At 68.5% G+C, this 24,501-nt stretch carries 16 protein-coding genes; 10 read left to right on the top strand and 6 right to left on the bottom strand.

The annotated features are described in order from the left end of the window. Positions 1 to 188: 188 nt before the first annotated feature. Positions 189 to 3,029, top strand: coding sequence for a S8 family serine peptidase (locus AB8810_RS16250; protein ID WP_369914213.1), 2,841 nt, complete (start codon positions 189 to 191; stop codon positions 3,027 to 3,029). A gap of 327 nt (positions 3,030 to 3,356) precedes the next feature. On the opposite strand, the gene AB8810_RS16245 is transcribed toward AB8810_RS16250, so the two are convergent. The 3 genes from AB8810_RS16245 to AB8810_RS16235 all read right to left on the bottom strand — a co-directional run bounded on the left by AB8810_RS16245 (position 3,357) and on the right by AB8810_RS16235 (position 5,876). After that, positions 3,357 to 4,457 (bottom strand): Glu/Leu/Phe/Val dehydrogenase, encoded by a 1,101-nt coding sequence (locus AB8810_RS16245; protein ID WP_179563706.1) that lies wholly within the window; start codon positions 4,455 to 4,457, stop codon positions 3,357 to 3,359. Positions 4,458 to 4,732: 275 nt separating this feature from the next. Then, on the bottom strand, positions 4,733 to 5,287 hold the full coding sequence (locus AB8810_RS16240) for a hypothetical protein (protein ID WP_369914212.1): 555 nt from the start codon (positions 5,285 to 5,287) through the stop codon (positions 4,733 to 4,735). Positions 5,288 to 5,558: 271 nt separating this feature from the next. Next, positions 5,559 to 5,876: a YXWGXW repeat-containing protein gene (locus tag AB8810_RS16235; RefSeq protein WP_179563708.1), complete on the bottom strand. Its 318-nt coding sequence runs from the start codon at positions 5,874 to 5,876 to the stop codon at positions 5,559 to 5,561. Between the two features lie 229 nt (positions 5,877 to 6,105). Here AB8810_RS16235 and AB8810_RS16230 point away from each other — a divergent pair, with 229 nt between their 5' ends. The 4 genes from AB8810_RS16230 (at position 6,106) to AB8810_RS16215 (ending at position 12,508) form a co-directional block, all read left to right on the top strand. After that, entirely contained in the window at positions 6,106 to 9,750 is a 3,645-nt protein-coding gene (locus AB8810_RS16230; RefSeq protein WP_369914211.1) for a methylmalonyl-CoA mutase family protein, read from the top strand. A gap of 167 nt (positions 9,751 to 9,917) precedes the next feature. Next, positions 9,918 to 10,397 carry a nuclear transport factor 2 family protein gene (locus AB8810_RS16225; protein WP_369914210.1) on the top strand — a complete coding sequence of 160 codons (480 nt, stop codon included), beginning with the start codon at positions 9,918 to 9,920 and terminating at the stop codon, positions 10,395 to 10,397. Between the two features lie 256 nt (positions 10,398 to 10,653). Continuing rightward, positions 10,654 to 11,655 (top strand): HDOD domain-containing protein, encoded by a 1,002-nt coding sequence (locus AB8810_RS16220; protein ID WP_372530395.1) that lies wholly within the window; start codon positions 10,654 to 10,656, stop codon positions 11,653 to 11,655. A 175-nt stretch (positions 11,656 to 11,830) separates the two neighbouring features. Then, positions 11,831 to 12,508 carry a hypothetical protein gene (locus tag AB8810_RS16215; RefSeq protein WP_369914207.1) on the top strand — a complete coding sequence of 226 codons (678 nt, stop codon included), beginning with the start codon at positions 11,831 to 11,833 and terminating at the stop codon, positions 12,506 to 12,508. A gap of 253 nt (positions 12,509 to 12,761) precedes the next feature. Here AB8810_RS16215 and AB8810_RS16210 read toward each other — a convergent pair whose 3' ends face one another. Further along, the gene (locus AB8810_RS16210) at positions 12,762 to 13,250 is read right to left on the bottom strand and encodes a pyridoxamine 5'-phosphate oxidase family protein (RefSeq protein ID WP_179563712.1); all 489 of its coding nucleotides are present in this window, start codon (positions 13,248 to 13,250) and stop codon (positions 12,762 to 12,764) included. Positions 13,251 to 13,463: 213 nt separating this feature from the next. On the opposite strand from AB8810_RS16210, the gene AB8810_RS16205 reads away from it, so the two are divergent. Beyond that, the gene (locus AB8810_RS16205; RefSeq protein WP_369914206.1) at positions 13,464 to 14,045 is read left to right on the top strand and encodes a glycoside hydrolase family 108 protein; all 582 of its coding nucleotides are present in this window, start codon (positions 13,464 to 13,466) and stop codon (positions 14,043 to 14,045) included. A 113-nt stretch (positions 14,046 to 14,158) separates the two neighbouring features. On the opposite strand, the gene AB8810_RS16200 is transcribed toward AB8810_RS16205, so the two are convergent. Both AB8810_RS16200 and AB8810_RS16195 read right to left on the bottom strand, forming a co-directional pair. Continuing rightward, a complete protein-coding gene (locus AB8810_RS16200; protein WP_164914505.1) occupies positions 14,159 to 14,311 on the bottom strand; it encodes a hypothetical protein in 153 nt (50 codons plus the stop codon). 136 nt (positions 14,312 to 14,447) lie between these two features. Beyond that, the gene (locus AB8810_RS16195) at positions 14,448 to 15,848 is read right to left on the bottom strand and encodes a serine protease (RefSeq protein WP_369914204.1); all 1,401 of its coding nucleotides are present in this window, start codon (positions 15,846 to 15,848) and stop codon (positions 14,448 to 14,450) included. Between the two features lie 467 nt (positions 15,849 to 16,315). On the opposite strand from AB8810_RS16195, the gene AB8810_RS16190 reads away from it, so the two are divergent. The 4 genes from AB8810_RS16190 (at position 16,316) to AB8810_RS16175 (ending at position 24,353) form a co-directional block, all read left to right on the top strand. After that, positions 16,316 to 19,132 carry a TonB-dependent receptor gene (locus tag AB8810_RS16190; protein ID WP_369914203.1) on the top strand — a complete coding sequence of 939 codons (2,817 nt, stop codon included), beginning with the start codon at positions 16,316 to 16,318 and terminating at the stop codon, positions 19,130 to 19,132. Positions 19,133 to 19,264: 132 nt separating this feature from the next. After that, positions 19,265 to 19,432 carry a hypothetical protein gene (locus tag AB8810_RS16185; RefSeq protein WP_372530394.1) on the top strand — a complete coding sequence of 56 codons (168 nt, stop codon included), beginning with the start codon at positions 19,265 to 19,267 and terminating at the stop codon, positions 19,430 to 19,432. Beyond that, the gene (locus tag AB8810_RS16180) at positions 19,425 to 20,990 is read left to right on the top strand and encodes a glycoside hydrolase (RefSeq protein ID WP_369914201.1); all 1,566 of its coding nucleotides are present in this window, start codon (positions 19,425 to 19,427) and stop codon (positions 20,988 to 20,990) included. The genes AB8810_RS16185 and AB8810_RS16180 overlap by 8 nt, the downstream gene beginning before the upstream one ends. Before the next feature lie 147 nt (positions 20,991 to 21,137). Beyond that, complete coding sequence (locus AB8810_RS16175) at positions 21,138 to 24,353, top strand: glycoside hydrolase family 2 TIM barrel-domain containing protein (protein ID WP_369914199.1); 3,216 nt, start codon at positions 21,138 to 21,140, stop codon at positions 24,351 to 24,353. The last annotated feature ends 148 nt before the right edge of the window (positions 24,354 to 24,501 follow it).

Below are 24,501 nucleotides of genomic sequence, written 5' to 3'. Positions count from 1 at the left end.
CCTTACGAAAGATTAGTCGCCGATTATCTGCCTCGGCGCCGCTCCTGCCAATCGCGGTGCGCGGGCGGGGATGGTGGCGGGGGCGGAATTCCGGTGTAGATTCGTGTCGATTCAGGCCGCCCGTTTGCGGCCGCTAACGCAATGTTGCCGGTCGACTTGGCCGGCGCGCTTATCTTCGGAGAGAGAGCATGCGGAAGTTGATGGCCCGGTCGCTGCTGGCGACCGCACTGGCGGTGGCGTTGACCTCCTGCGGCGGTGGCGGCGGTGGCGGGCTGACCCGTAGCGATCCGCCGCCGACCTCGCCGCCGCCCACCTCACCGCCGCCCCCGCCGCCGCCGACCTCTCCCCCCACCTCGCCGCCGACCTCGCCGCCACCGCCGCAGCCGGCGTTCGATGCGCATCTGGCGCTGACCAATACGCTGGCCGCGCACAACGCCGGCTACGACGGCAGCGGCTACCGCATCGGCGTGGTCGATACCGGCGTGAACCGCAACCACCCGGCGCTGGCCGGACGCGTGGTGTCCAACCTGATCTACGTCGATCCGGCCAAGAACAACGTCAACGTCGACGATGTCGACGGCCACGGCACCACGGTCGCGCAGCTGGCCGCGGGCAAGGCGGTGGGCGCGTGGCCCGGCGGCATCGCGCCCGGCGCGCAGATCGTGTCGGCGCGCATCATCAGCGACACCTCGCCCGACGACGACGGCAGCGGCGAGGGCAACCAGACCAGCGGCGCGCTGGGCCTGGCCTCCGTCCACCAGGACCTGATCAACGCCGGGGTCAAGGTGATGAACAATTCCTGGGGCGGCATCTACTGGACCGACCCGACCGCGACCAACGCCATCGCCGACGAATACCGCCCGTTCGTGCTGAGCAATGGCGGGCTGGTGGTGTTCGCCGCCGGCAACGAAGCCAAGGCCGATCCGTCGGACGTCGCCGCGCTGCCCAGCCAGCCCGGCCCCGGCGGCAGCCGTCCGGCGGCGGACCTGGAGCGTGGCTGGCTGGTGGTGGCCGCGGTGGATGCGAGCACCGGCAGCAAGCTGGAGTCGTATTCCAACGCCTGCGGCGTGGCCATGCATTACTGCCTGGTGGCGCCGGGCACGGAAGTGTTCGTCGATCCCAAGGCGACTACCGCCACCGCCAACCCGGACTACTACTACGGCAGCGGCACCTCCTACGCCGCGCCGCTGGTGTCCGGCGCGGCCGCGCTGGTGTGGCAGGCGTTCCCCTACTTCAGCAACGATCTGCTGCGGCAGACCCTGCTCGGCACAGCCACCGACCTGGGCACGCCCGGCGTGGACGCCACCTTCGGCTACGGCCTGCTCAACGTCGGCAAGGCGGTGCTGGGGCCGGCCAGGTTCGACTGGGGCGACGTCAGCGTGTCCTTCAGCGGCAGCTCGACCTGGGCCAACGACATCGCCGGCAGCGGCGGCCTGATCAAGCAGGGCAGCGGCACCTTGACCCTGAGCGGCACCCAGAACAGCTACAGCGGCACGACCCAGGTGCAGGCCGGCACGCTCAGCGCGGCCAGCCTGGGCGGCTCCAACGTGGCGATCAGCAATGGCGCCACCTTCATCGGCACCGGGCCGCTGCGCGGCAACGTCAGCAATTCCGGCACCTTCCAGGTCGGTGCCACGACGCTGAGCCTGAGCGGCAACTACGTGCAGGACAGCAACGGCCGGCTGGCCTTGCTGGTCGGCGACAAGCTCTCGGTGACCGGCACCGCGACGCTGCAGGGCGGCGCGCTGTACGTGCTCGGCAAGCGCGACTACGTGGTCAACAACACCGCCTACAAGGTGCTCGAGACCAGCGGCGGACTGAGCGGCACGTTCGCCTCGGTGACCACGCCGTCGAACGTGTTCCTGACCTCGTCGCTCGCCTACGACAGCACCAGCGCTTCGATCACCGTGCAGGCGCTGAGCGTCACCGCCGCGGCGGCGAGTTTCGGCAGCATCACCGCCGCCACGCTCGCCTCCGCCACGCGCGTGGATGCGGCGTTCGCGCAACTGGATGCGCAACTGGGCCGCGATCCGGCGACGGTCGATGCGTCGCTGCTGAAGGCGGCCGGCGCGGTGCAGCAATCGCCGAGCGCGGCCGCCGCGGCGGCGACGCTGCGCAGCCTGTCCGGCGAGGCGCATGCGGCGGCCACCGCGATGACCTTCGACAGCATCGACTTGCAGCGGCGCGCGCTGTCCGGCCGCTTCGACAGCCTGGTCGCGCAACCGCGCGCGATCGGCGCGTGGAGCCAGCGCCTGGGCGAGACCGGGCAGGGCAGCTTCGCCGGCAGCCAGTTCCAGCTCGACGGCTGGATGATGGGCCAGGACCTGCGCCTGGGCGAGCACGGCGTGGCCGGTTTCGCTTTCGGCGAGAGCCGCGCCGACGGCGGCGGTGACGGCGGCCTGGACCACAGCCGCGACCGCCAGGTGCAGGGCCAGGCCTATCTCGGCGCGGTCGCCGGCAATGCCTACGCGCTGGCGCAGCTGGGCACCGGGCAGTACCGGCGCCAGCTCGACCGCAGCCTGCTGCTCGGCGACAGCGTCGCCGATGCGTCCAGCCGCTACGCCGGGCGCTTCCTGTCCAGCAGCGTCGAAGTCGGCTACCGCTTCGGGCGCGGCAAGGCATCGCTGACCCCGTATGCCGGCGCCGACTACAGCCGCATCGACAGCGACGGCTTTCGCGAGCAGGGCGGCGACGGCTTCGGGCTGATGGCCGCGGCCGCGTCCTCTGCGCGCAGCCAGGCGTTGGCCGGCCTGCGCGCCGGTTACGGCGGGCGCGGCTGGTCGCTGCAGGGCTATGCCGAATGGCAGCAGACCCTGGCCGCGCAAGGCTTGCAGCGCCAGGCCAGTTTCGTTGGCGTGGACGCCTGGGCGCCGCTGGTGGACCTGCAGCCGGCGCGTTCGGGCGGGCTGTTCGGCGCGAGCCTGGACCGGCGCTGGGGCAGCAGCGCGCTGGGCATCGGCTACGACCGGCGCTTCGGCCCGCGCGGCGACGATCATGCGATGTCGCTGCGGTATCGTTTGGGGTTCTGATGCGGTGCGGGCCTGGTGTGGCCCGCGCTTGATTCGCAGAGGAGGCTTCGGCATCGACGCGCCGGGGCGGCGTCGGGTTTCCCTCTTCGCTTGTCGCGACTGAAGTCGCTCCTACAGGGGCGCCCGGTCCGGCGATGCCGTGCCGGCTTATGGTCGGAGGGATTTCGGCCCCGATGCGTATGGATTGCGGCAGGATCGGGGCTTCGTTCGTCGCGGCCGAAGCCGCTCCTACGGAAGTCATGTGGCCTGCCGATGGCGTGCCGGCTCTCGTGGGAGGGACTGCAGTCCCGACGCGCTGCGCGTCGGGAGGTCCTGCTGCCGGCTCGCCTACTCGCCGCGCAGATGTCCCATCGAGCGCGGGGCGGTGCGGCCCAGCGGCAGCTTGAGCTTGCCGATGGCGTGCATGCGCGCTTCGGCGATGCGGTCGGCGGCCTGCTGCGGCGGGATGTTGTCGCGCTCGGACAGGTCGAAGATCTTGCCGAGGTTGTGGTACAGGCTGCGGATCAGGCGCATCGCGCGCTCGCGGTTGTAGCCGTCGATCTCCAGCGACACGTTCATCACCCCGCCGGCGTTGACCGCATAGTCCGGGGCATAGAGGATGCCGCGGCGGTGCAGTTCTTCGCCCACTGCGGCGTTGGCCAGCTGGTTGTTGGCGGTGCCGCAGATGATCTTCGCCTTCAGCCGCGGCAGGGTGGCCTCGTCGATCGCGCTTTCCAGCGCGCACGGCGCCAGCACGTCGGCGGCCACGTCGTAGATCTCGTCCGGCTTGACCGCTTCTGCACCGTATTCGGCGACCGCGCGCTCGACCAGCGCCTGGTCCAGGTCGGTGACGTACAGCTTGGCGCCGCGCTCCTTCAGCAGTTTCACCAGCTCCATGCCGATGTGGCCCAGGCCCTGCACGGCGATGCTGGCCTTGCCGATCTCCTCGTGGCCGAGCTTGCGCTGCAGCGAGGCCATCAGCGCCTGCAGCGCGCCATAGGCGGTGAACGGGGCCGGATCGCCGGAGCCGCCGTGCACCTGGTGCACGCCGGTGACGTACTCGGTCTCCAGGTAGATCTGTTCCATGTCGTTGACGTCGGTGCCGACGTCCTCGGCGGTGATGTAGCGCCCGCCCAGCGAATCCACGTAGCGGCCGAACGCGCGGAACAGCGCCTCGGACTTGTCGGCCTTGGGATCGCCGATGATCACCGCCTTGCCGCCGCCGATGTTCAGCCCGGCCAGCGCGTTCTTGTAGGTCATCGTGCGGCTGAGCCGCAGCGCATCGTGCAGCGCGGCCTCGGTGTTGGGATAGGGGCGCATGCGCACGCCGCCCAGCGCGGGGCCGAGCACGGTGTTGTGGATGGCGATGATCGCCTGCAGGCCCACGTCGCGGTTGTGGCAGAAGACGACTTGTTCGTGGCCGGTGGTGGCTAGCGTTTCGAAAAGCATGGGGGCTCCGCTGGCGTTGCAGGTGTAGGACACCTTGGTTCCAGGAACTTGCCTAGTGAGGGTGCGCAAAACGAAAAACGCGACGGGTTCCGGAACGGGTCCTGATCGTCGCGATGAGCGCATTTTAAAGCAATTCCCTGCGGGCCGTGCAGTCTCCGGCAGCTCCGTGCAGACCCGTGCGGCATGGGCATCTCGGTACCGTTTGCGACGCTCGGACGGTGTCCAGGCGCGGTGCGGAGGGTGCCTTTGGCTCACGGCGCCGATCGCTGTTTCGTTCAGCGCGTGGCGGTCTCGTCGGCAAAGAGGGCGCTGGCCGCTTGCGGTCCGAGCAGGCGTTCGCGCAGTGCACGCGCCTGCCGCGCCTGCTGCTGCGGGTCGGTGCCGTGCGGCGCGCCTGTCGCTTCGGCCTGCAGATAGGCGGCGTAGCGATCGAACCAGGCGAGGATCTGACCCGCTTGCGCGGCGGGCATCGCGGCCAGGTCGCGCTCCAGGTCCTGGCGCTGCGTCGCCACGGCCTGTGCATCCACGGCCGTCAGATAGCGATCCAGGTAGTGCCGCAATGCCGGATCCGGCAGCAGCCGGCCTCGCTGGTCGAAGCGGGGTGCGTCGCGGGTCGGGGTGGCGCTCGGCGCGGCCGGCGCGCTGGCGACGGGCATGGCGGTGCGTTTGCGCGCCGCGACCGTCTTCGCCGTGGCGTCGATGGCATCGCCGAGTCCACGGTGCGAGGCCGCGTCGGTGGGGCGTTCGCGCCATGCGGCGACGCTGGCGATCGCCACCGCCAGCACGGTGATGGCGATCGCGTAGGTGCCTGGCGGGACGCGCGAGGGCATCGCTAGGATCCCGTGCGCAGCGAGCGCCGAATCAGGCCAGGCAGGCGATGGCCTGCAGTGCGCGATGGACCGCGCACCCCGTAGGCGCCACGCACGGCAGGGGCCGGCGACAACGGCAGGAACGCACGCGACAGCGAAGGCCTGAACATGCGTTCTCTCGGGAACCGGCGGGTGCCGTGGTCCGCGCACTATCGCAAAGCGCGATGAGGACGGTCACGACGCCGCGCAGCATCGTGGCGGCGGGAACATGGCCGCGCCGCCACGCCATGGCCTAGCGATGTACCCAATAGCCGTCGTGGAAGCGGTAGGCCGGGCCGCGATGCTCCCAGCGTGGGCCGACATAGACATAGCCCGGGCGTGCGACCACGTAGCGGCCGGCGACCCAGACATGGCGGCGGCCGTTCCAATGCCAGTAGCCCGGCGCCCAGACATAGCCCGGTCGCACCACCACACGTTCGAACCGCGGCGGCGGCGGCGCGGTCTGCACCGACAGTTCCACCACCGGTCGCGCCTGCGCGGGCGCGGCCAGCATGCCGCCGGCGAGCGCGCTGCCGAGCAGGGAGGTCAGCAACAAAGGACGAAGGGACATGCGATTCTCCAGGGACATCGGCGGTGTGCCGACGTCAACGCAAACGCGGCAGGCGCCGCCGCTGTTGACGCGCCGAACTGCCGCATTCATGTCCCGGATAGCTACGTTCGCCGTGGCGTCCGGCGGCACGCTCGCCGCCAGCGCGGCGGTTGTCGCATGTTGCAGCGCAACCTGCCCACGCTGCGCTGCGCGCCTAGAATTGTCGCATTCTCTTGCCGATGTCTTCTCGATGAGCATTCCCGCGTCCCGCGTGCCGCTGCCGCAAGCCGATACCAGCCCGCTGCGCTTCGTCACCGCTGCCAGCCTGTTCGACGGCCACGATGCGGCGATCAACATCATGCGCCGGCTGATCCAGGCGCAGGGCGCGGAGGTGATCCATCTCGGCCACAACCGCAGCGTGGAGGACGTGGTGCGCGCGGCGTTGCAGGAGGACGCCGACGCGATCGCGCTGTCCTCCTACCAGGGCGGCCACGTCGAGTATTTCAAGTACATGGTGGACATGCTGCGCGAACGCGGCGCCGGCCATGTGCGGGTGTTCGGCGGCGGTGGCGGCACCATCACCCCGGAGGAGATCGCCGAGCTGCAGGCCTACGGCGTGGAGCGCATCTACCACCCCAACGACGGCATGAAGATGGGTCTGGTGGAGATGATCGAGGACGTGGTGGCGCGCGCTTCGCGCGCGCGGGACTCGGGACCCGGGACTCGGGACCCGGAACAGGCCGGCGCGCTATTGCCGCACATCGACGACGAGATCGGTATCGGCAAGGTGTTGTCGGCGCTCGAGGATGGCGCGTTCTCCGAGTCCGAACTGGCCCTGCTGCGCAAGCAGTGGCAGTCCGGCCTGCCGGGTCCCGAGTCCCGCACGCGGCTCGCAGCGCCGGTGCTGGGCCTGACCGGCACCGGCGGCGCCGGCAAGTCGTCGGTCACCGACGAATTGCTCAACCGCTTCCTGGCCGGCTTCCCGCAGATGCGCATCGCGGTGGTGTCGGTGGATCCGAGCCGGCGCCGCACCGGCGGCGCGCTGCTCGGCGACCGCATCCGCATGAACGCCTTGCGCAGCCCGCGCGTGTACATGCGCTCGATGGCCACGCGGCGCCAGCACGCGGCCACCAACCGCGTGCTCAAGGACTGCATCGCGTTCCTGAAAGGCATCGGCTACGACCTGGTGATCGTGGAGACCGCGGGCATCGGCCAGAGCGATTCGGAGATCGTCGATCTGGTCGATTTCCCGGTGTACGTGATGACCAGCGATTACGGCGCGCCGAGCCAGCTGGAAAAGATCGACATGCTCGACTTCGCCGAGCTGGTGGTGCTGAACAAGTACGACCGGCGCGGCGCCGAGGACGCGCTGCGCGACGTGCGCAAGCAGTGGCGGCGCAACCGCGTCGCGTTCCAGCTTGAGGACGAGGCGGTGCCGGTGTATCCGACCATCGCCAGCCAGTTCAACGATCCCGGCATCAGCTGGATGTTCGTCAACCTGTGCCGGCTGTTGCGCGCGAAGCTGGGCCTCGAGGCGTCCGACCCCGGAGCCGAAACGAGCGACGCCGCCCGCCGCGCCGCGGCGTCGCCGCATTGCGATTTCCGGCCGCAGCTGGACACCACGCTGAAGGAGCCACGCGCCACCGTGCTGATCCCCGGTGCGCGCGTGCGCTACCTGGCCGAGATCGCCGAACAGGGCCGCGCGCTCAACGCCGGCATCGAACGCCAGGCCGAGGCCGCGGATCGCGCGCAATCGTTCTGGCAATCGCTGCACGAACTGCAGGACCCGCAGTTGCCGAAGCAGTTGGACCTTTACGCAGTCGAGGAACTGCAGCCACCCGCGCGCAGCGCCGATGCGCCCGCCATGGCCGGCGCCGCCGTCGATGCGACCTTGCTGCTGCTGCGCCAGCGCTACAACGACGCGCTGCAGGCGCTGTCCAGCGAGTCGCTGAAGTTGCTGCGCGAGTGGCCGCAGCGGCTGAAGTCGATCACCGACGAGGTCACCGAATACGAAGTGCGCGGCAAGGCGATCCGCGTGGAGAACTACCGCCAGTCGCTGAGCCATCAGCCGATCCCGAAGATCGCCGCGCCGCGCTACAGGAGCTGGGGCGAGCTGCTGCGCTTCCTCGGCAAGGAGAACCTGCCCGGCAGCTATCCCTACACCGGCGGCGTCTATCCGTACCGCCGCGCCGGTGAGGACCCGATCCGGATGTTCGCCGGCGAGGGCACGCCGGAGCGCACCAACCGCCGCTTCCACTATCTGAGCGTGGGCCAGCCGGCCGCGCGCCTGTCCACCGCCTTCGACAGCGTCACCCTGTACGGCGAGGACCCGGCACCACGCCCGGACATTTACGGCAAGATCGGCAATTCCGGGGTCAACATTCCCACCCTGGACGACATGAAGAAGCTGTACTCCGGCTTCGACCTGTGCGCGCCGACGACCAGCGTGTCGATGACCATCAACGGCCCGGCGCCGATGATCCTGGCGATGTTCATGAATACCGCCATCGACCAGCAGGTGGAGAAATACCTCAAGGCCGATGCGCAGCGCTGGGCGCAGGCCGAGCAGACTCTGGCGCAGTTGTTCGAAGGCCGGCAGCGGCCGCGCTATCACGGCGACTTGCCGCCGACCAACGACGGCCTGGGCCTGGCCTTGCTCGGCGTCAGCGGCGATCAGTTGGTCGACGCGCAGACCTATGCGCAGATCAAGGCGCAGACCCTGTCCAGCGTGCGCGGCACGGTGCAGGCCGACATCCTCAAGGAGGACCAGGCGCAGAACACCTGTATCTTCAGCACCGAGTTCGCGCTGCGCATGATGGGCGACATCCAGCAGTATTTCGTCGAGCAGAAGGTGCGCAACTTCTACTCGGTGTCGATCTCCGGCTATCACATCGCCGAGGCCGGCGCGAACCCGATCAGCCAGCTCGCCTTCACCCTGAGCAACGGCTTCACCATCGTCGAGTACTACCTGGCGCGCGGCATGCGCATCGACGATTTCGCGCCCAACCTGAGCTTCTTCTTCAGTAACGGCATGGATCCGGAGTACACCGCGATCGGCCGCGTGGCGCGGCGCATCTGGGCGCGGGCGATGCGCGAGCGCTACGGCGGCAACGAACGCAGCCAGATGATGAAGTACCACATCCAGACCTCCGGCCGCTCGCTGCATGCGCAGGAGATTCAGTTCAACGATATCCGCACCACGCTGCAGGCGCTGTACGCGCTGTTCGACAACTGCAACAGCCTGCACACCAACGCCTACGACGAGGCGATCACCACGCCGACCGAGGAAAGCGTGCGCCGCGCGGTGGCGATCCAGATGATCATCAACAAGGAGCTGGGGCTGAATTTCTGCGAGAACCCGTGGCAGGGCAGCTTCATCGTCGAGCAGCTCACCGACCTGGTGGAGGAGGCGGTGTACAAGGAGTTCGAGGCGATCAGCGAGCGCGGCGGCGTGCTCGGCGCGATGGACACCATGTACCAGCGCGGCAAGATTCAGGAAGAGAGCCTGTACTACGAGCACAAGAAGCACGACGGCAGCCTGCCGCTGGTCGGCGTCAATACCTTCCTGCCCAAGCAGCACGCCGGCGAGACCGCGACCCAGATCGAACTGATCCGCTCCACCGAGGAAGAAAAGGGCCAGCAGATCGCCAACGTGCGCGACTGGCAGCAGCGCCGCAACGGCATTGCGCCGGCACAGCCGCTGCAAGCGGAACCGGCCGAAGCGGCCGGCGCGCCGGCTCCCGGCGATGCGGCGGGCCTGGGCTATCTGCAGCGTGCCGCGCGCGAGCGCCGCAACGTCTTCGCCGCGCTGATGCAGGCGGTGAAGACCCACAGCCTGGGGCAGATCAGCCACGCGCTGTACGAAGTGGGCGGGGAGTACCGGCGCAACATGTAGCCGCCGGCCAACGGCGGCCGTGGCGCATGCGCTGCGGGGGCCTGCAGCCAGCCATCTCTGCGTTTGCCGCCGCCCAGCCCACTGCCTGCGGCACGTGCCTGGCGCCATTGCAGGCGCGGCCTGGGGAGACGCATAGTTGCGCATCGACGACTGGGGGGATGTGGCGGATGAAGATATGGGGATCGCTCCTGCTGTTGGCTTGCGCGGCGACCGCGCGAGCCGCGGCACCGACCGAGGACGGCACCGCGGGGCCGCTGTTCGACACGGTCGCCGCGCTGGACCAGCGCCTGTTTGGCGCCTACAACCGCTGCGACATGGCGGCGTTCGAGCAACTGTTCGTGCCCGACGTGGAGTTCTATCACGACACCGGCGGCGCCAGCTGGGACCGCAAGACCGTGGTCGACAACACGCGCAAGTGGATCTGCGGCAAGGTGCGCCGCGAATTGGTGGACGGCACGCTGCGGGTCTACCCGGTCAAGGACTTCGGTGCGATCGAGGAGGGCGAACACCGCTTCTGCGAGCTGGCCAGCGGGCGTTGCGAAGGCATCGCCAAATTCGTGATGGTGTGGCGCCAGGACCAGGACGGCTGGAAGCTGACGCGGGTGCTCAGCTACGGCCATCGCGTGGCGGCTGCGCCGGCGCCCTGAGCGTGCATGGCGGAGGCGCCACGCAGTCGCTGCAGCCTCGCGTGCAGGCCGCCGCGGCCGTTCAAGCAGGAGCCTGCGCGCCATGCTTGAATGGCGTGGCGCGCCTGGCCGTGGTTGCGCTTCCAGCCGGGTGGGGGATCTGGCGATCTTGCGGATGCCGATGATGGTGCCGTCGATTTGGATTGCAGGCGTTGCCGTCGCGCTGCTGCTGGGTATCGGCGGCTGGATGTGGCGCCGTGGACGCCGGCGCGGAGCTGTGGCGCCGATCGCCGTTGCGCAAACCGCCGCCGCGTCTGCGCACCGTGCCACCGCCGAAGACGCCGGCACGGATGCGGCGATCGCGGCGGAGCCGGGGCAGGGCGTGGCCGCAACTGCCGCCGAACTTTCCGCAGCGCAGGAATCCGCGCTGTTGCTGCGCCTGTACGCGCTGGCGTTCGCCGGCGTGCCTGCGCCCGAACCCAGCGCGGCCTCGGCTGCCGCGCAGGCCGAGATCGCCGCGGCGGCCGTCGCGGTCCTGGCGCGCATCGATGCGCATCCACGCTATACGCCGCGCCGCCCGCAGCTGCTGCCGCAGCTGACCCGCGCGCTCAACGATCCCGCTGCTGGCGCCCAGGCCATCGCGGCGATTCTCGGCCAGGATCCGGCGCTGGCCGGCAATCTGCTGCGCATCGCCAACAGTGCCGCGTACCGCCGCCACGCCGAGCCGATCGAGAACCTGGAGCGCGCGGTGGCCCTGCTCGGCACCGAGGGCCTGCGCCAGCTCGTGCTGGCCGCGCTGCTGCAGCCGGTCATTGCCGACGACGGCAGCGCGTTCGGCCGCTGCGCGGCGCTGCTGTGGGAGCACACCTTGCTGTCGGCCAAGGCCACCGCGCGCCATGCCGAGGATGCCGAGCGCGAGGATCCCGCGGCGGCGCAGTTGCTGGCGCTGCTGTATGGGTTGGGAGCCGTGGCGGTGGTGCAGGTGGTCCGCGATGCGTATGCAAGGCATGCCGCAGTGCGGCCGGATCCCGACGTGGTCGCCGGCTTACTGGAGAACTGGACTGCGCAGTGCGCGAAGGCCATCTCCGCCGATTGGGGACTGTCCGAGCGGGTGCAGAAAGCGCTGGAGCAAACCGAGGCTCCAACACTGCGGGGCGATAGTGCATTGGCGCGATCGCTGCGCAGTACGCGCGCATTGGTGGCTGCCGACCTGTTGGCTGCGCGTGATCGGCAGCACGATGCGACAGTGGGCGAACGATTGATCGACGGCCAAACGTGAGCGTGGCAATAGCGTAAGCGCCAAGCCAATTGTGGACGCGGCGGTCTTGATGCGTCTTGCGAGGATGTATGCCGACGCTTTGAATTGCCGTGTCCCGGACATGCGGCAAGTTTTGGATAGCGGCCAGCGTGGCCGCTTAGATCGCCGTTTCCTTTTGATGAGAGGAGTTACACCAATGGAAAGTACGCTGTGGGTACCGATCATTGCAGGCGGATTCGGTCTGATGACCTTGCACATCAACAAAAGAAACAAGGTGTCCGAATTCAGACAGGCCTGGATCGATGCGATGCGCGAGGAACTTTCCTTGTTCTGCAGCGCAGCCCGCACGCTTGGATCGTTGTTGGACCAGGGACAGGGGGCTGCGGCCAGCCGCAAGGTCATCGCCGACTGGGTACGCGATGTGGACGCGCATAACCAGAACGTGGAAAAGAACGGGTATTCAAACTTGAGGGTGGACGCGGAAGAGCGAAGGAAACACTTGCTGACGCTGACCGAACTCGAGGGAACCATCGCGACCAAGCTGGACACGTATCTGGATGTGTGCAGGAAAAACCATTACAAGATCACGTTGCGCTTGAATCTCGCTGCCGAGGGCGATAAAGGGACCGATCCGCTGCACCAGCAGATGGATGCGAAGCTCCAGTCGATCCTCGCCGGCCTCGGTCGCGGTTTGCAGGACCAGCCATTCTCCTACGACAAGTTGCTGCAGGACATCGACGACTTGCTCAAGACCTCCAGCCGCATGCTGAAACAGGAATGGGAGCGAGTGAAGGCAGGAGATCTGTTCCATGCACTGCGGGCCAAGTACCGGCGGCTCGGTGCCTCGTCCTTCGATGTAATGCGCGATGGTTAGTCGGCCTTGGCAGAACTGGCGCAAGTCTGCAAGGCCTCGATGCGGCCAGGCGGCCTGTCGGGTGGATGGCCTGCGCGTTCCTGACCGTTGCCGCACTTCGGTGCAGGTCGAAGCGTTGCGGACACAGGGCAAGGTGCCAGACTTGGTGGCGGCCGCCATTCCTACGACCAGTTACACCTGTCACGTCTGGCACCACCGCCGCTGCGCCCAGAAAACGCAGCGGCACCATTGGCCTTAATGTGTTTCGGCGCGCTCAGCGCAGCGGCACGTCCGCGACCTTGTCCTGGTAATCGCGCTTCGGGTCGATGCCGAACAGCACCTTGATGCCCGCCACCAGGCTGGAACCGTTGAGCCAGATCTGCGCGTGGTCCGGATCCAGGCGCAGCAGCGCCAGCTTGGGATCGTCCTTGCCTTGCTCGTACCAGGCGTCGATGAAGCCGTTCCACAGGCGCTCGATCACCGCCTGGTCGTTGTCCACGCTGAGCGTGCCGCTGATGCTGGCGAACAGGTCGTGGTCCTTGGCGCTGAACGCGGCGATGACACGCTGGCTCTGGGTCAGCTTCTGCACCAGGGCGTTGTCCTTGGAGGTGAAGAACCAGATCGGACCGCCGCGGTCGCCTTCGAATTGCGCCGTCATCGGTCGCGCATGGCCGTCCTCGACGCCGTCCAGGCCGAGCATGACCGTGCGGTCGGATTTGAGCGCTTTCCAGAATTTCTCTTCCAGTTCCTGCGGGCTGGCCATGCGGGTCTCCGATAGGGCGTGAATGCCTGCCCGGACTGTGCATTGCCGCGCGCAGGCGAGTCGTGACGGAGGCGTCGACGGGGCGTGTAGGCGCCGTCCGTCGCCCACGTCCGTACAGCGTTCCGGCCACGCAAGTTGTTCCCTGGGGCACAGCATGGTTTGCCGGTTCGGTGCCACACTGACGTCCTGTCGTTCGTCAAGGAGTGCGTCGCCATGGCATCGCTGGATCTGTATCTGCCGCAGTTGTTGCGGTTCGAAGGGGGCTACGTCGACGATCCGGCCGATCCCGGCGGCGCTACCAACCTCGGCATCACCCTGGCGACGTTCGAGCGCTATGCGCAGCCGTTGCTCGGCGAGCAGCCGACGCTGGACGCACTGCGCGCGCTGACCCCGGAGCAGGCCGGCGTCATCTATCGGAATGCGTACTGGGACAAGCTGGACGGCGATCAGATCGCCTCGCAGCCGCTGGCCGAGATCCTGTTCGATTTCTACGTCAATGCCGGGACCGAGGCGGTCCTGCTGCTGCAGCGGATCCTGCAGCAATCGGGCGCCACGGGTCTGGCCACCGATGGAGAAATGGGGCCGGCCACGCTGGCGGCACTGCAGGCGGCCGACCAGGCACAGGTCTATGCGCTGTATCGCCAGGGCCGGATCGACTACTACGACCGGCTGGCGCAGGAGCGTCCGGCCGACGACAAATTCCTGAAGGGCTGGCTGGCACGCGCGGAGTGGTTCCCGGCGACGTTGCCGTCCGCGTCCACCTCCGCCGCTCCGCCGGCCACCGGCATCGCCTGAGTCGATCCAGGCGCAGGACGAGGCAATAGCGCCTGCCATTGCGCATGGCCGGCAACGCCGCGGGAGGCACGCATTGGCGGGAGCCGGTACGGGACCGGTTCCGCCGGCGCCGATCAGTTGCCGCTGTCGGGCGTCTTCGCTTCGGCGTCCGCTGCGGCCTTGGCCGCCTCGCGGGCTTCGCGCTTGCGCGCGTCCTTCTCGTCCTGCTGCTTCTTCTTGGCGATTTCGCGCTGACGTTTTTCGAAGGAATAGTTGGGCTTTGCCAAGTGGATGCCTGCCGTGTGTGAGATGGGGCCCCCAGTGTAACCCCTGCATGCCGGGGTGGTGGCGGGCCGTACGGACAGGCCACGCGCGCGGCGTGGCCTGTCCGGGTCCGGGAGTACGGCCCTCCCGGGCGTGGGCTTACGGACTCAGGTAGGGCTGGATGGTGGAATACACGTCGGAAAAGCGCGAGTAGTAGTCCGGGTCGCTGGGCGCGCTGCAGTACGAGGTGCCGCCGTACAGGCCGCCGCGCAGCTGGTAGGCGCCGCTGCTGTTGACGGTGAACAGGCCCGAGCCGGAGGAGCCGCCTTCGGTGACGCCGGTGTTCCAGACCACCTTGTACAGCGGCGACTTGCCGTCGATCGAGGACGACAGCGCGGTGACGCTGCCCAGCGAGTACTTCTTCACGTCGCCGGCGGGGTGGTGGATGCCCTCGATCGCGGTGCCGGTGGAGCCGATCGCCGAACTGCTCCAGCCGGCATAGAAGGCGCCGCTGGGCGGAGCGGTCTTCAGTTCCAGCAGCGAGGTGTCGCGGGTGGTGTTGGCGTGGCGCAGATAGGCGCCGCCGCTGAGCGTGGTGTAGGACGAGCTGACCGTGGAGCCGTTGCAGGTGGTGGCGTCGTAGAACCAGTAGGTCTGCAGGGTGTTGGCCACGGTCTGGGTGCTGATGCAGTGCGCCGCGGTCCAGAACAGGTACTTCTTCGGCGAGTTGCTGTTGTTGAGCAGGGTGCCGGTGCACAGGTAGGAGCCGCTGCTGGTGCTGAACACCATGCGCGCCACCGACTTGGCGGCCGAGGTGAAGCCGCTGCTGGGGCTGGCGCGGCAGACGATGTCGCGCTCGCACGAATCGCTCTCGCCGATCATCGGCCGCATCATTTCCTCGCTGGCGACGGGATTGATGTCCATGTGCGAGATCTGCGGGATCTTCAGCGCGAAGCCCTGCGGATACTGGCCGGCCGGCAGTTCGATCTCCACCACCAGGCGCGAGCCGGACACCGCCGCGGACCAGCCCGGCTCGCTGCCGGCGAAATCGGCGCCGCTCTGTTCGAACACGCGGCCGTCGTCGCCGGCGAAGCGCAGCGTGGCCTTGCTCGGATCGCCCGGCTGGGCGCCGCTGCCGCTGAGCTGCAATGCCGCGCGCAGCGCCGCCGCATCGGTGGAGACGACTTCGAAGCTGGTGACCTGCGCGCCGTTGGGCAGGCTCTGCCAACTGAGCCGGCGCAGGTTGATCGCCGGCTTGGCGATGTCGCGCGAGAAGCCGATCTGCAGCGGCTGGCCATGCTTGACCTGCTGGCCGCGCAACTGCTTCATCGTCGCGGCCTGGGCGCTGTCGGGAGCGCCGAGTTCGATGACGCGCGGCGCATGCGCGCTACCGGTGGCGAGGCTGCGCAGTTCGGCGCCGCCGAGCGCGGCGGCATTGGGGCGGGCTTCGACGGGAGCGGAGTCCATCTCGGCCGCTGGGGGATTGGCGGCCATGGCGACGGGGGAAAGACCGGAGATGCCGGCCAGCAGGGCCAGATACAGCGCGTTCTTGCGATTCATGGATCTTCCTTCTGCTAGAAGACGACTAGACCATCCGGCAGGGGACCGGATGCCGTTGCACCCACTTCCACGGTGCATGCCGAGGCTACGGGCGCAGGCACGGCGATTGCGTGCGCGGCGTCACGCGTACAGGGCCGATTTCGTAGACAGGTGCGGCGTCGCGATACGCCGTCGCCTGCATCTACAACCGGTGTCAGTGTCGACGCACAGGGCGTCAAACGTCGGCGCCGCAAGGTGCGCGGCGTTGCGAACGCCTGTGCAGAAGCCGTGTTGCGACGCAACGTGCGCCCTCTCTAATTGTCATATAAATATGAACATAGCTTGAAATACAGCTTGAAACCCCTGCCTGCCGTCGCTGCAGTTGTCGCCACCACCGGCAAGAACTTCGCTGTCCATCGTGCGCAGCATCAAGGCCGATGTCGGTTTCGATACGAAGGTCAATTTCGTCAGTACCGGAGAGAGTTCGAATGACAAGTCGTGCGCCCTTCAAGCGTAAGTACCCCAAGCACAGGAATCCCCTCGCCAGCGCCTTGGGCCTGGCGATGCTGACGCCGTTGCTGGCGTGGGCGCAGGCCAAGCCCACCACTCCTGCCGGGCAGGGCGCGCAGGATGCCGCTGCGCAGCCGGCCGGCACCGACGTCAAGACAATGGACAGCATCGTGGTCACCGGCGTGCGCGAAAGCCTGCGCTCGGCGCAGGCGATCAAGCAGGACGCGACGCAGATCGTGGATTCGGTGCAGGCCCAGGACATCGGCAAGCTGCCGGATGCGAACACGGTGGAAGCGCTGCAACGCATCACCGGCGTGCAGATCCAGCGCCGTTACGGCGAAGGCGCCACCGATTTCGATCACCGCACGCAGCCGGCCGTCACCGTGCGCGGCCTGACCCAGGTGCGCAATTTCCTTGACGGGCGCGATACGTTTTCCGCTTCCGGCGGCCGCACGCTGGACCTGGAAGGCATTCCGCCGGAGCTGCTGTCCGGTATCGACGTCTACAAGAATCCGCCGGCGAACCTCATCGAGGGCGGCGTCGGCGGCGTGGTGAACCTGCGCACCCGGCTGCCGTTCGACGCGCCCGGCCGGGTCATCAGCGCCACCGCCAAAGGCAACTACTACGACCGCGCCGACAAGACCGGCGGGTCGGCGTCGGGCCTGTACAGCGACCGCTTCGACACCGACGCCGGCGAGATCGGCGTGCTGTTCAATGTCGGCTATGGCCGCTCCAGCTATCGCCAGGACGGCATCCTGACCGGCCCGTTCGTCGCGGTGCCGGACGGTGTCATCGCCGGCGCGCCGAGCGGCGCGCAGATTCCCTCCGGCTTCCAGATCTACGACGACGGCGGCGACCGCAAGCGCCTGGGCACGGCGGCCGCGTTGCAGTGGAAGCCGTCCGATACGGTGCTGGTCACCGGGCAGTTCCTGCGCACCACCTACGACTTCTACCGGCAGGGCAAGTACTTCTACCAGGCCAACCGACGCGATGCGGCGTCGCCGTTGGCGGGCGCGGACTTCACCTTCGACAAGAACGGCTACGCCACCTCGGGCGCGCTGGACAACCAGATGTTCGAGTCGGCGCGCTACGATCAGGATCTCACCTCGACCAATACCAACTACAGCCTCAACCTGCGTTGGAATCCCAGCGAGAAGCTGGCGGTGACGTTCGACGCGCAATACCTCACCTCGTCCTACGATGCCGACCGCAACGGCTTCGTCATCTCGCTCTACGACCGCGCCTCGGAGGACAGCAGCAACGCGGCCAACCGCTCGATCGTCGATTTCGACCTGCGCGGCGGCAACCCGCGCTTCAATGTGCGCGATCCGGCGTTGCTGAGCGATCCCAACAACTACGGCTTCAGCTATATCGCCGATGCGCTGACCCGCAACGACGCCGACCAGCTGGCGCTGCAATCGGACCTGGAATACTTCACCGAGGGCGGTTTGTTCACCAAGTTCAGCGCCGGCGTGCGCTACGCCGACAGCAGCATCGACCTGCGCGGCACCTGGAACGCCGCCTGCCTGGGCGTGACCGGGGCGGATCCGACCTGCGCCACGACCCTGGTCTACCCGTCGGTTTCGGCGCATCCGGAACTGGTGCGCAATGGGCCGTCGCCGGACTTCTTCGATGGCAAGACGCTGACCGGCGGCGTGCTGTATCCGGAGTTCGCCAGCGGCGGCGGCCTGTTCGACCGCACCGCGCGCACCGAGGCGCTGTTCGGCTTCGCGCCGCAGACGGCGTTCAAGCCGAGCGACCTCAACCACCAGACCGAAAAGACCTGGGCCGGCTATTTCACCGCCGACTACGACACCGATCTGGCCGGGTTGCGCCTGGACGGCAATATCGGCGTGCGCCTGGTCAGGACCACCACCGGCTCGGACGGCGCGGTGTTCATGGACGGCGGCGGCATCACCCCGCTGTCGGTCGAGCGCACCTACAACGACGTGCTGCCGTCGTTCAACCTGCGCGCGCACCTGAGCGACACCCTGCAGGCGCGCTTCGCCTATTCGCAGCTGATCGCGCGGCCCAACTTCGATCAGATGTCGACCAACGTCTCGCTGGGCGCATCGAGCCAGCTGAATCCGATCACCGGGCGGCCTGGCGGGTCCTCGGGCAATCCGTTCCTGCGTCCGGTCCAGTCGGACAACTACGATGCGACGCTGGAATGGTACTTCGCTCCTGCCGGCTCGCTCACCGCCGGCCTGTTCTACAAGAAGGTGGACGGCTTCCTGGCCAGCGGCACCGTGGTGCGCAACTACAACGGCCTGGACTACGACATCAGCACCTCGCTCAACACCGGCAACGGCACCATCAGAGGCGCCGAATTCGCCTACCAGCAGTTCTACGATTTCCTGCCCGGTTGGCTCAGCGGCCTGGGGTTCCAGTTCAACTACACCTACGTGGACAGCAGCGTGTCCAATCCCTTCGCCACCGCCGGCTCCGACATCCCGGCCACGGTGCCGCTGGAGAAGTTGTCCAAGCACAGCTACAACGCGGTGGCCCTGTACGAGAAGGGTCCCGTCACCGCGCGCCTGGCCTGGAGCTGGCGTGGCGAATACCTGGACACCACCCAGGGCAGCGGCGCCAACGGCATTCCGCAATACCAGAAGCCCTATGCCTCGCTGGATGCCTCGGTCAGCTACAACGTGAACGAGCACATCGCGCTGTCGTTCGATGCGGTCAACTTGAACAATCGCATGAACGAGATCTACATCGGCACGGCGAGCGCGCCGTTGCGCTACGAGCTCAACGACCGGCGCTACGGCTTCTCGGCACGGATCACGTACTGATGCGGTGGCTGCCCGCTTCGGTGGTTGAAGCGGGCTGCGTCCGGCCCATGCGTGCATGGGCCGGGCACCTGCGATCGATGTCTTGCAAGGACCGATGAAGATGCAATCACGCTCGGCAACGCAGCGGTACCGGTGGCAATGGACGTGAATGCCGGCGAGCCGTTGCGCCGCATCGCGATCGTCGGCGGCGGCACCGCGGGCGGGATGGCCGCGGCGGCCGACGAGACCCAATGCGGATTGGATTTGCCGGCATGCGGCGGCAGCCTGATGGTGACGCCGATGCGGGTGGCGCATGCGTAGCGCCGCACTGCATCGCCCGCGCACGTCGCGCACGTGGCCTGCGCTGCTGCGGCGCCGCTGGCTCGGCGGCATCGCGGTCGCGGCGCTGGCGCTACCGTGTCTCGGCGCGCCGCTGTGCGATGCCGACGCGCCGGTCACCGTCGCCTTGCGTCCGGACCTTCAGTCGCCGCGGACCCGCTTCGAAGGCTTCGGCACGGCGCTGGCCTGGTTCGCCAACGTGACCGGCACCTATCCGGATCCGGTACGCAACCGCCTGGCCGACCTGCTCTATGGCCGCGACGGCCTGGGCTGGGTGATCGCCCGCTACAACATCGGCGGCGGCAATGCGGCCGACACGCCGCCGTATCTGCGCCCCGGCGCGGCGATACCGGGGTTCTGGCGGCAGCCGGCGGGCGCATCGGGCAAGGACTGGTGGCGTGCGGACGATCCGGCGATGTGGGACTGGTCGGCCGACCAGGGCCAGCGCTGGTGGCTGGACGCGATCCGCGCGCGGGTGCCCGCGGATCTGCGCATCTTCGAGGCGTTTTCCAACTCGCCGCCGTGGTTCATGACCGTGAGCGGCCGCGTCTCCGGCGCCGAGCGCGGGCTGGACGACAATCTGCGGCCCGGCCAGGACGCGGCGTTCGCGACCTACCTGGCGCGGGTGGTCGAGGAACTGCAACGCCGCCACGGCATCGCGTTCCGCACCTTGTCGCCGGTCAACGAACCGGACACGCCCTACTGGTTCGCCGGCAACACCCAGGAAGGCGCGCACTGGAGCGTGCCGGCGCAGGAGCGCATCCTCCAGGCCAGCGACCGCGCGCTGCGCGCGCGCGGCCTGCAGACGCGGGTCGCGGCGATGGACGAAACCAGCGCGCTGGGCTTCATCCGCAACTGGTCCGGCTATTCGGAAGCCACCAAGGCGGTGCTGGGCCAGCTCAACGTGCACAGCTACGACAGCACCGGGCAGACCGGCGTGCGCGATATCGCCGCCGCCAGCGGCATTCGCCTGTGGATGTCGGAAAACGACCTGTCGCCGCCCAACGTGGCGGAGGGCGTGGACGACATGCGCCCGGCGTTGGCGCTGGCCGAGCACATGGTGCTGGACCTCAAGCGTCTGCAGCCGTCGGCGTGGGTGTTCTGGCAGGCGATCGAGACGTCCGCGGCCGGCAAGCCCGGCTCCGGCCGCCATTGGGGCCTGATCCGCATGGACCTGAGCGCAACCGCGGCGGCGGAGCATCCCTTCCAGATCACCCGCAAGTACTGGGCGATGGCCAATTTCAGCCGCTATCTGCGGCCGGGCATGCGCCTGCTGCCGGTGGACGATCCGGATACGGTGGCGGCGCTGTCGGCGGATGGTCGCGAACTGGTGTTCGTGCACGTCAACGCCGGGCTGTCGGCGCGGCGCCTGGCGATCGCGCCGCAGGCGCTGGGGGCTGGCGCGTGGTCGCAGCAGGTGATCGTCACCTCGGCCTCGCAGCGTGCCGAAACCGGTTGCCGCCGCGCGGCCGCGCCCGGTGCGCAAGCGGCGCTGGCGCCGCCGCAGTCGGTGGTCAGCGTGGTCCTGCGCAAACGATGAAGCCGGCCCGCGCCCAGCCGCGCGGCCGCGCGGCCGCGCATGTTCACGCGTCGCAGTACCGGCGCTGCATCCCGACGTCGGGAATCGCCGCCGCAGTGCGACCCGACCGCCCGTTTTGTACACGAGGGGCTTTCCATGAAACCGACAGTGCGACAACGACTCCTGGCCAGCGCAAGCGCCTTGCTGCTGATCGGCCTGCACATGGCCACGACTTCGGCCGCCGCCACGCTGCCCGAGTGGGAGCGCCCGGAGGTCAACGAGATCGACCGGCTGCCGGCGCGGGCCACGTCCTTCCCATACGAATCGGTGGAACTGGCCAAGGCCGGCCGCATCGGCGATTCCCGTTACCACCTCTCCCTCAACGGCGACTGGCGCTTCATGTTCTCGCCCACGCCGGAGCGGCGCCCGGCGCAGTTCTACCGCGACGATTACGACGTGTCGGCCTGGAAGACCATTCCGGTGCCGTCCGACTGGCAGGCGCAGGGTTACGGGCAGCCGCTGTACAACAACATCGACTACCCGTTCCCGGCCAACCAGCCGTTCATCGCCCACGCCATCAACAGCGTCGGCTCCTACCGGCGGGATTTCGAGGTGCCGCAGGGCTGGGACGGGCGCCGGGTGCTGCTGCACATCGGCGCGGCCGGCGCGGCCTACTACGTCTGGGTCAACGGCCAACGGGTCGGCTACAGCGAGGATTCCAAGCTGCCGGCCGAATTCGACGTGACCGCGCAGCTGCGTCCGGGGCGCAACTCTGTCGCCATCGAGGTCTATCGCTGGTCCGACGGCAGCTATCTGGAGGACCAGGATTTCTGGCGGGTCAGCGGCATCGAGCGCGATGTCTACCTGCTGGCCACGCCGCAGACCTGGCTGCGCGATTTCTTCGCGCGCGCCACGCTGGATGCGCGCTATGTCGGCGGCGCGCTGGATGTCGATGTCGGCCTGGTGCACGCGGCCAAGGGCACGCGGGTCACCGCCACGCTGCTCGACGGCGACACGCCAGTGCTGGTGCGGCAGGCGACGGTGGCGGCGGCCACGCAGGAGGCGGCGCTCACGCTGTCCGGGGCGATCGGCAAGGTGCGCCCGTGGAGCGCGGAAACGCCCAATCTGTATACCTTGCTGCTGGAGGTCCACGACGCCGATGCGCGGCTGATCCAGGCCAGCGCCAGCCGCATCGGCTTTCGCACCGTCGAGGTCAAGGACGGGCTGGTCAAGGTCAACGGCAAGCCGGTCAAGATCCGCGGCGTGAACCGGCACGAGCACGATCCGCAGACGTTCCACGTGATCTCCGAGGCCTCGATGCGGCGCGACATCGCGTTGATGAAGCAGAACAACATCAACGCCGTGCGCACCTCGCACTATCCGAACGCGGAGCTGTGGTACGCGCTGGCCGACGAATACGGCCTGTACGTGATGGACGAGGCGAACATCGAATCGCATGCCTACATGCAGGCCGGCAACGAGGGCATGCGTCCGCGCGAGAAGGTGCAGCTCGGCTACGACCCGACCTGGGAGCTGGCGCACCTGCAGCGGGTGCAGCGGATGTTCGAACGCGACAAGAACCATCCGTCGGTCATCTTCTGGTCGCTGGGCAACGAGGCCGGCATCGGCCCGAGTTTCGAGAAGGCCGCCAACTGGCTGCACGCGCGCGACACGACCCGGCTGGTGAGCTACCTGGGCTGGGGCACGCTGTACGCGCAGCACGCGCCCAATGCCTATGCCGACATCTACGCGCCGATGTACGACTCGGTGGCGCGCATCGTCGATTACGCGACAAGCACCGAGTATGCGCACAAGCCGCTGATCATGTGCGAGTACGCGCATGCGATGGGCAACAGCCTGGGCGACCTGAAAGCCTATTGGGACGCCATCTATGCGCACGACCGCCTGCAGGGCGGCTTCATCTGGGACTGGGTGGACCAGAGCATGCTGCTGAAGACCGCCGACGGCCGCCCGTACTGGGGCTATGGCGCCGACTACGGGCCGAACCCCTCGGGCCAGAGCGCGATCGAGTTCGGCGACGGCCTGCTGCAGTCGGACCGCACCCCGAACCCGCACCTGCACGAGCTGGCCAAGGTCTACGGCCCGATCCAGTTCGAGGCCATCGACGCCGATCGCGGGCGCTTCCTGGTGCGCAACCGGCATGCGTTCATCGACCTGTCGGGGTTCTCTTTCGACTGGCAGATCCGCCAGGACGGGCGGGTGGTGCAGGAGGGCCGCGCGCCGGACCTGGCGATCGCCGCCGGCGCCGCCGGCGAGCTGCAGCTGGACCTGCCGGCATTGCACAAGCAGGCCGGCGCCGAGTACCTGATCAGCGTGCGCGCCCACGCGCGCGAGGGCACGATTCCGCTAGTGCCGGCCGGGCACGTGGTGTCCTGGGAGCAGTTTGCGCTGGCCTCGCCGCCGGCGGCGGCCGTGGCGCGGGCGGACGGCGCCGCGGTCGCGCTGCGCGACGCGCCGGACGAGCTGAGCCTGCGCGCGGCGGGTGCGGAACTGCGCATCGACCGCGGCACTGGACTGGTCGCGCGCTATGCCTACCGCGGCCAGGAATTGCTGCAGGGCGGTGCGCCCAATTTTTGGCGCGCGCCGACCGACAACGACATCGGCACCGGCCTGTACGCGACGCACCTGGTGTGGAAGACCTTGTCGGAAACGCGCCGGGTCCGCTCCATCGCCGCCAGCAAGGCCGATGACGGCAGCGCCAGGATCGACATCGGTTTCGATCTCGGCGGCGATGGCGCGACGGCCGACGTGCGCTACGACGTCGCCTACGTAATGGCACGCGACGGCTCGGTGGAGGTGACCGCGCGCTTCGACCCGCGCTATCCCGGCCTGCCGGATCCGTTGCGCGTCGGCCTGGCATTCACCATGCCCAGCCGCTTCGTCGACCTGGCCTGGTATGGCCGCGGTCCGCACGAGACCTACGCCGATCGCTACAGCAGCGGCGAGATCGCGCTGTACGCGGGCAAGATCGCCGAGCAGCACCACGACTACATCCGCCCGCAGGAGACCGGCAACAAGGTCGGCGTGCGCTGGCTGCGGCTGGCGCCGGAGCAGGGTGCGGCGCTGACCGTGAGCGGGCGCGCGCCGCTGTCGGTCAACGCGCTCGCGTTCCCGTATTCCGACCTGGAGCGCAGGCCGGTCGGCAGTGCGCACAGTTCCGACATCCGTGCCCATGGCCGGGTGTCGCTGCTGATCGACGATCGCCAGATCGGCCTGGGGGGCGACGATCAGTGGAGCAAATGGGGCCAGCCGCACGCGGCGTATCGCATCGCGCTGCAGCCGGCGAGCTACCGGTTCCGCCTGCAGCCGAGCGCGACGCCGGGCAGCGTCGCGGAGCAGGCCGCGCCTGGGCGCGACGAATGAGCGGTGGCAGGGCAGCGCAGCACGGCGGGGCGCGTGGTGCGGGCCCATCGCCGGTCGCGGCGCGACCGCTTTCGCACGGCTGCCGTGAGGCGTTTGGCGGCCGGCGGCACGCGTGCGCGGCCGGTGCCCAGGACGTGTCCGCGGGTGT

Source organism: Xanthomonas sp. NCPPB 3005 (assembly GCF_041228095.2).
GTDB lineage: Bacteria > Pseudomonadota > Gammaproteobacteria > Xanthomonadales > Xanthomonadaceae > Xanthomonas_A > Xanthomonas_A bonasiae.
Note: the sequence above shows the minus strand (reverse complement) of the source record. Positions and strands in the feature narration are given on the sequence as shown.

What these genes read in the sequence shown, in the direction of transcription:
- AB8810_RS16230 (WP_369914211.1), top strand. Translation starts at nt 6,106, where the DNA reads ATGAGCATTCCCGCGTCCCGCGTGCCGCTGCCGCAAGCCGATACCAGC.
- AB8810_RS16250 (WP_369914213.1), top strand. Translation starts at nt 189, where the DNA reads ATGCGGAAGTTGATGGCCCGGTCGCTGCTGGCGACCGCACTGGCGGTG.
- AB8810_RS16225 (WP_369914210.1), top strand. Translation starts at nt 9,918, where the DNA reads ATGAAGATATGGGGATCGCTCCTGCTGTTGGCTTGCGCGGCGACCGCG.
- AB8810_RS16240 (WP_369914212.1), bottom strand. Translation starts at nt 5,287, where the DNA reads ATGCCCTCGCGCGTCCCGCCAGGCACCTACGCGATCGCCATCACCGTG.
- AB8810_RS16210 (WP_179563712.1), bottom strand. Translation starts at nt 13,250, where the DNA reads ATGGCCAGCCCGCAGGAACTGGAAGAGAAATTCTGGAAAGCGCTCAAA.
- AB8810_RS16235 (WP_179563708.1), bottom strand. Translation starts at nt 5,876, where the DNA reads ATGTCCCTTCGTCCTTTGTTGCTGACCTCCCTGCTCGGCAGCGCGCTC.
- AB8810_RS16195 (WP_369914204.1), bottom strand. Translation starts at nt 15,848, where the DNA reads ATGAATCGCAAGAACGCGCTGTATCTGGCCCTGCTGGCCGGCATCTCC.
- AB8810_RS16215 (WP_369914207.1), top strand. Translation starts at nt 11,831, where the DNA reads ATGGAAAGTACGCTGTGGGTACCGATCATTGCAGGCGGATTCGGTCTG.
- AB8810_RS16245 (WP_179563706.1), bottom strand. Translation starts at nt 4,457, where the DNA reads ATGCTTTTCGAAACGCTAGCCACCACCGGCCACGAACAAGTCGTCTTC.
- AB8810_RS16205 (WP_369914206.1), top strand. Translation starts at nt 13,464, where the DNA reads ATGGCATCGCTGGATCTGTATCTGCCGCAGTTGTTGCGGTTCGAAGGG.
- AB8810_RS16190 (WP_369914203.1), top strand. Translation starts at nt 16,316, where the DNA reads ATGACAAGTCGTGCGCCCTTCAAGCGTAAGTACCCCAAGCACAGGAAT.
- AB8810_RS16180 (WP_369914201.1), top strand. Translation starts at nt 19,425, where the DNA reads ATGCGTAGCGCCGCACTGCATCGCCCGCGCACGTCGCGCACGTGGCCT.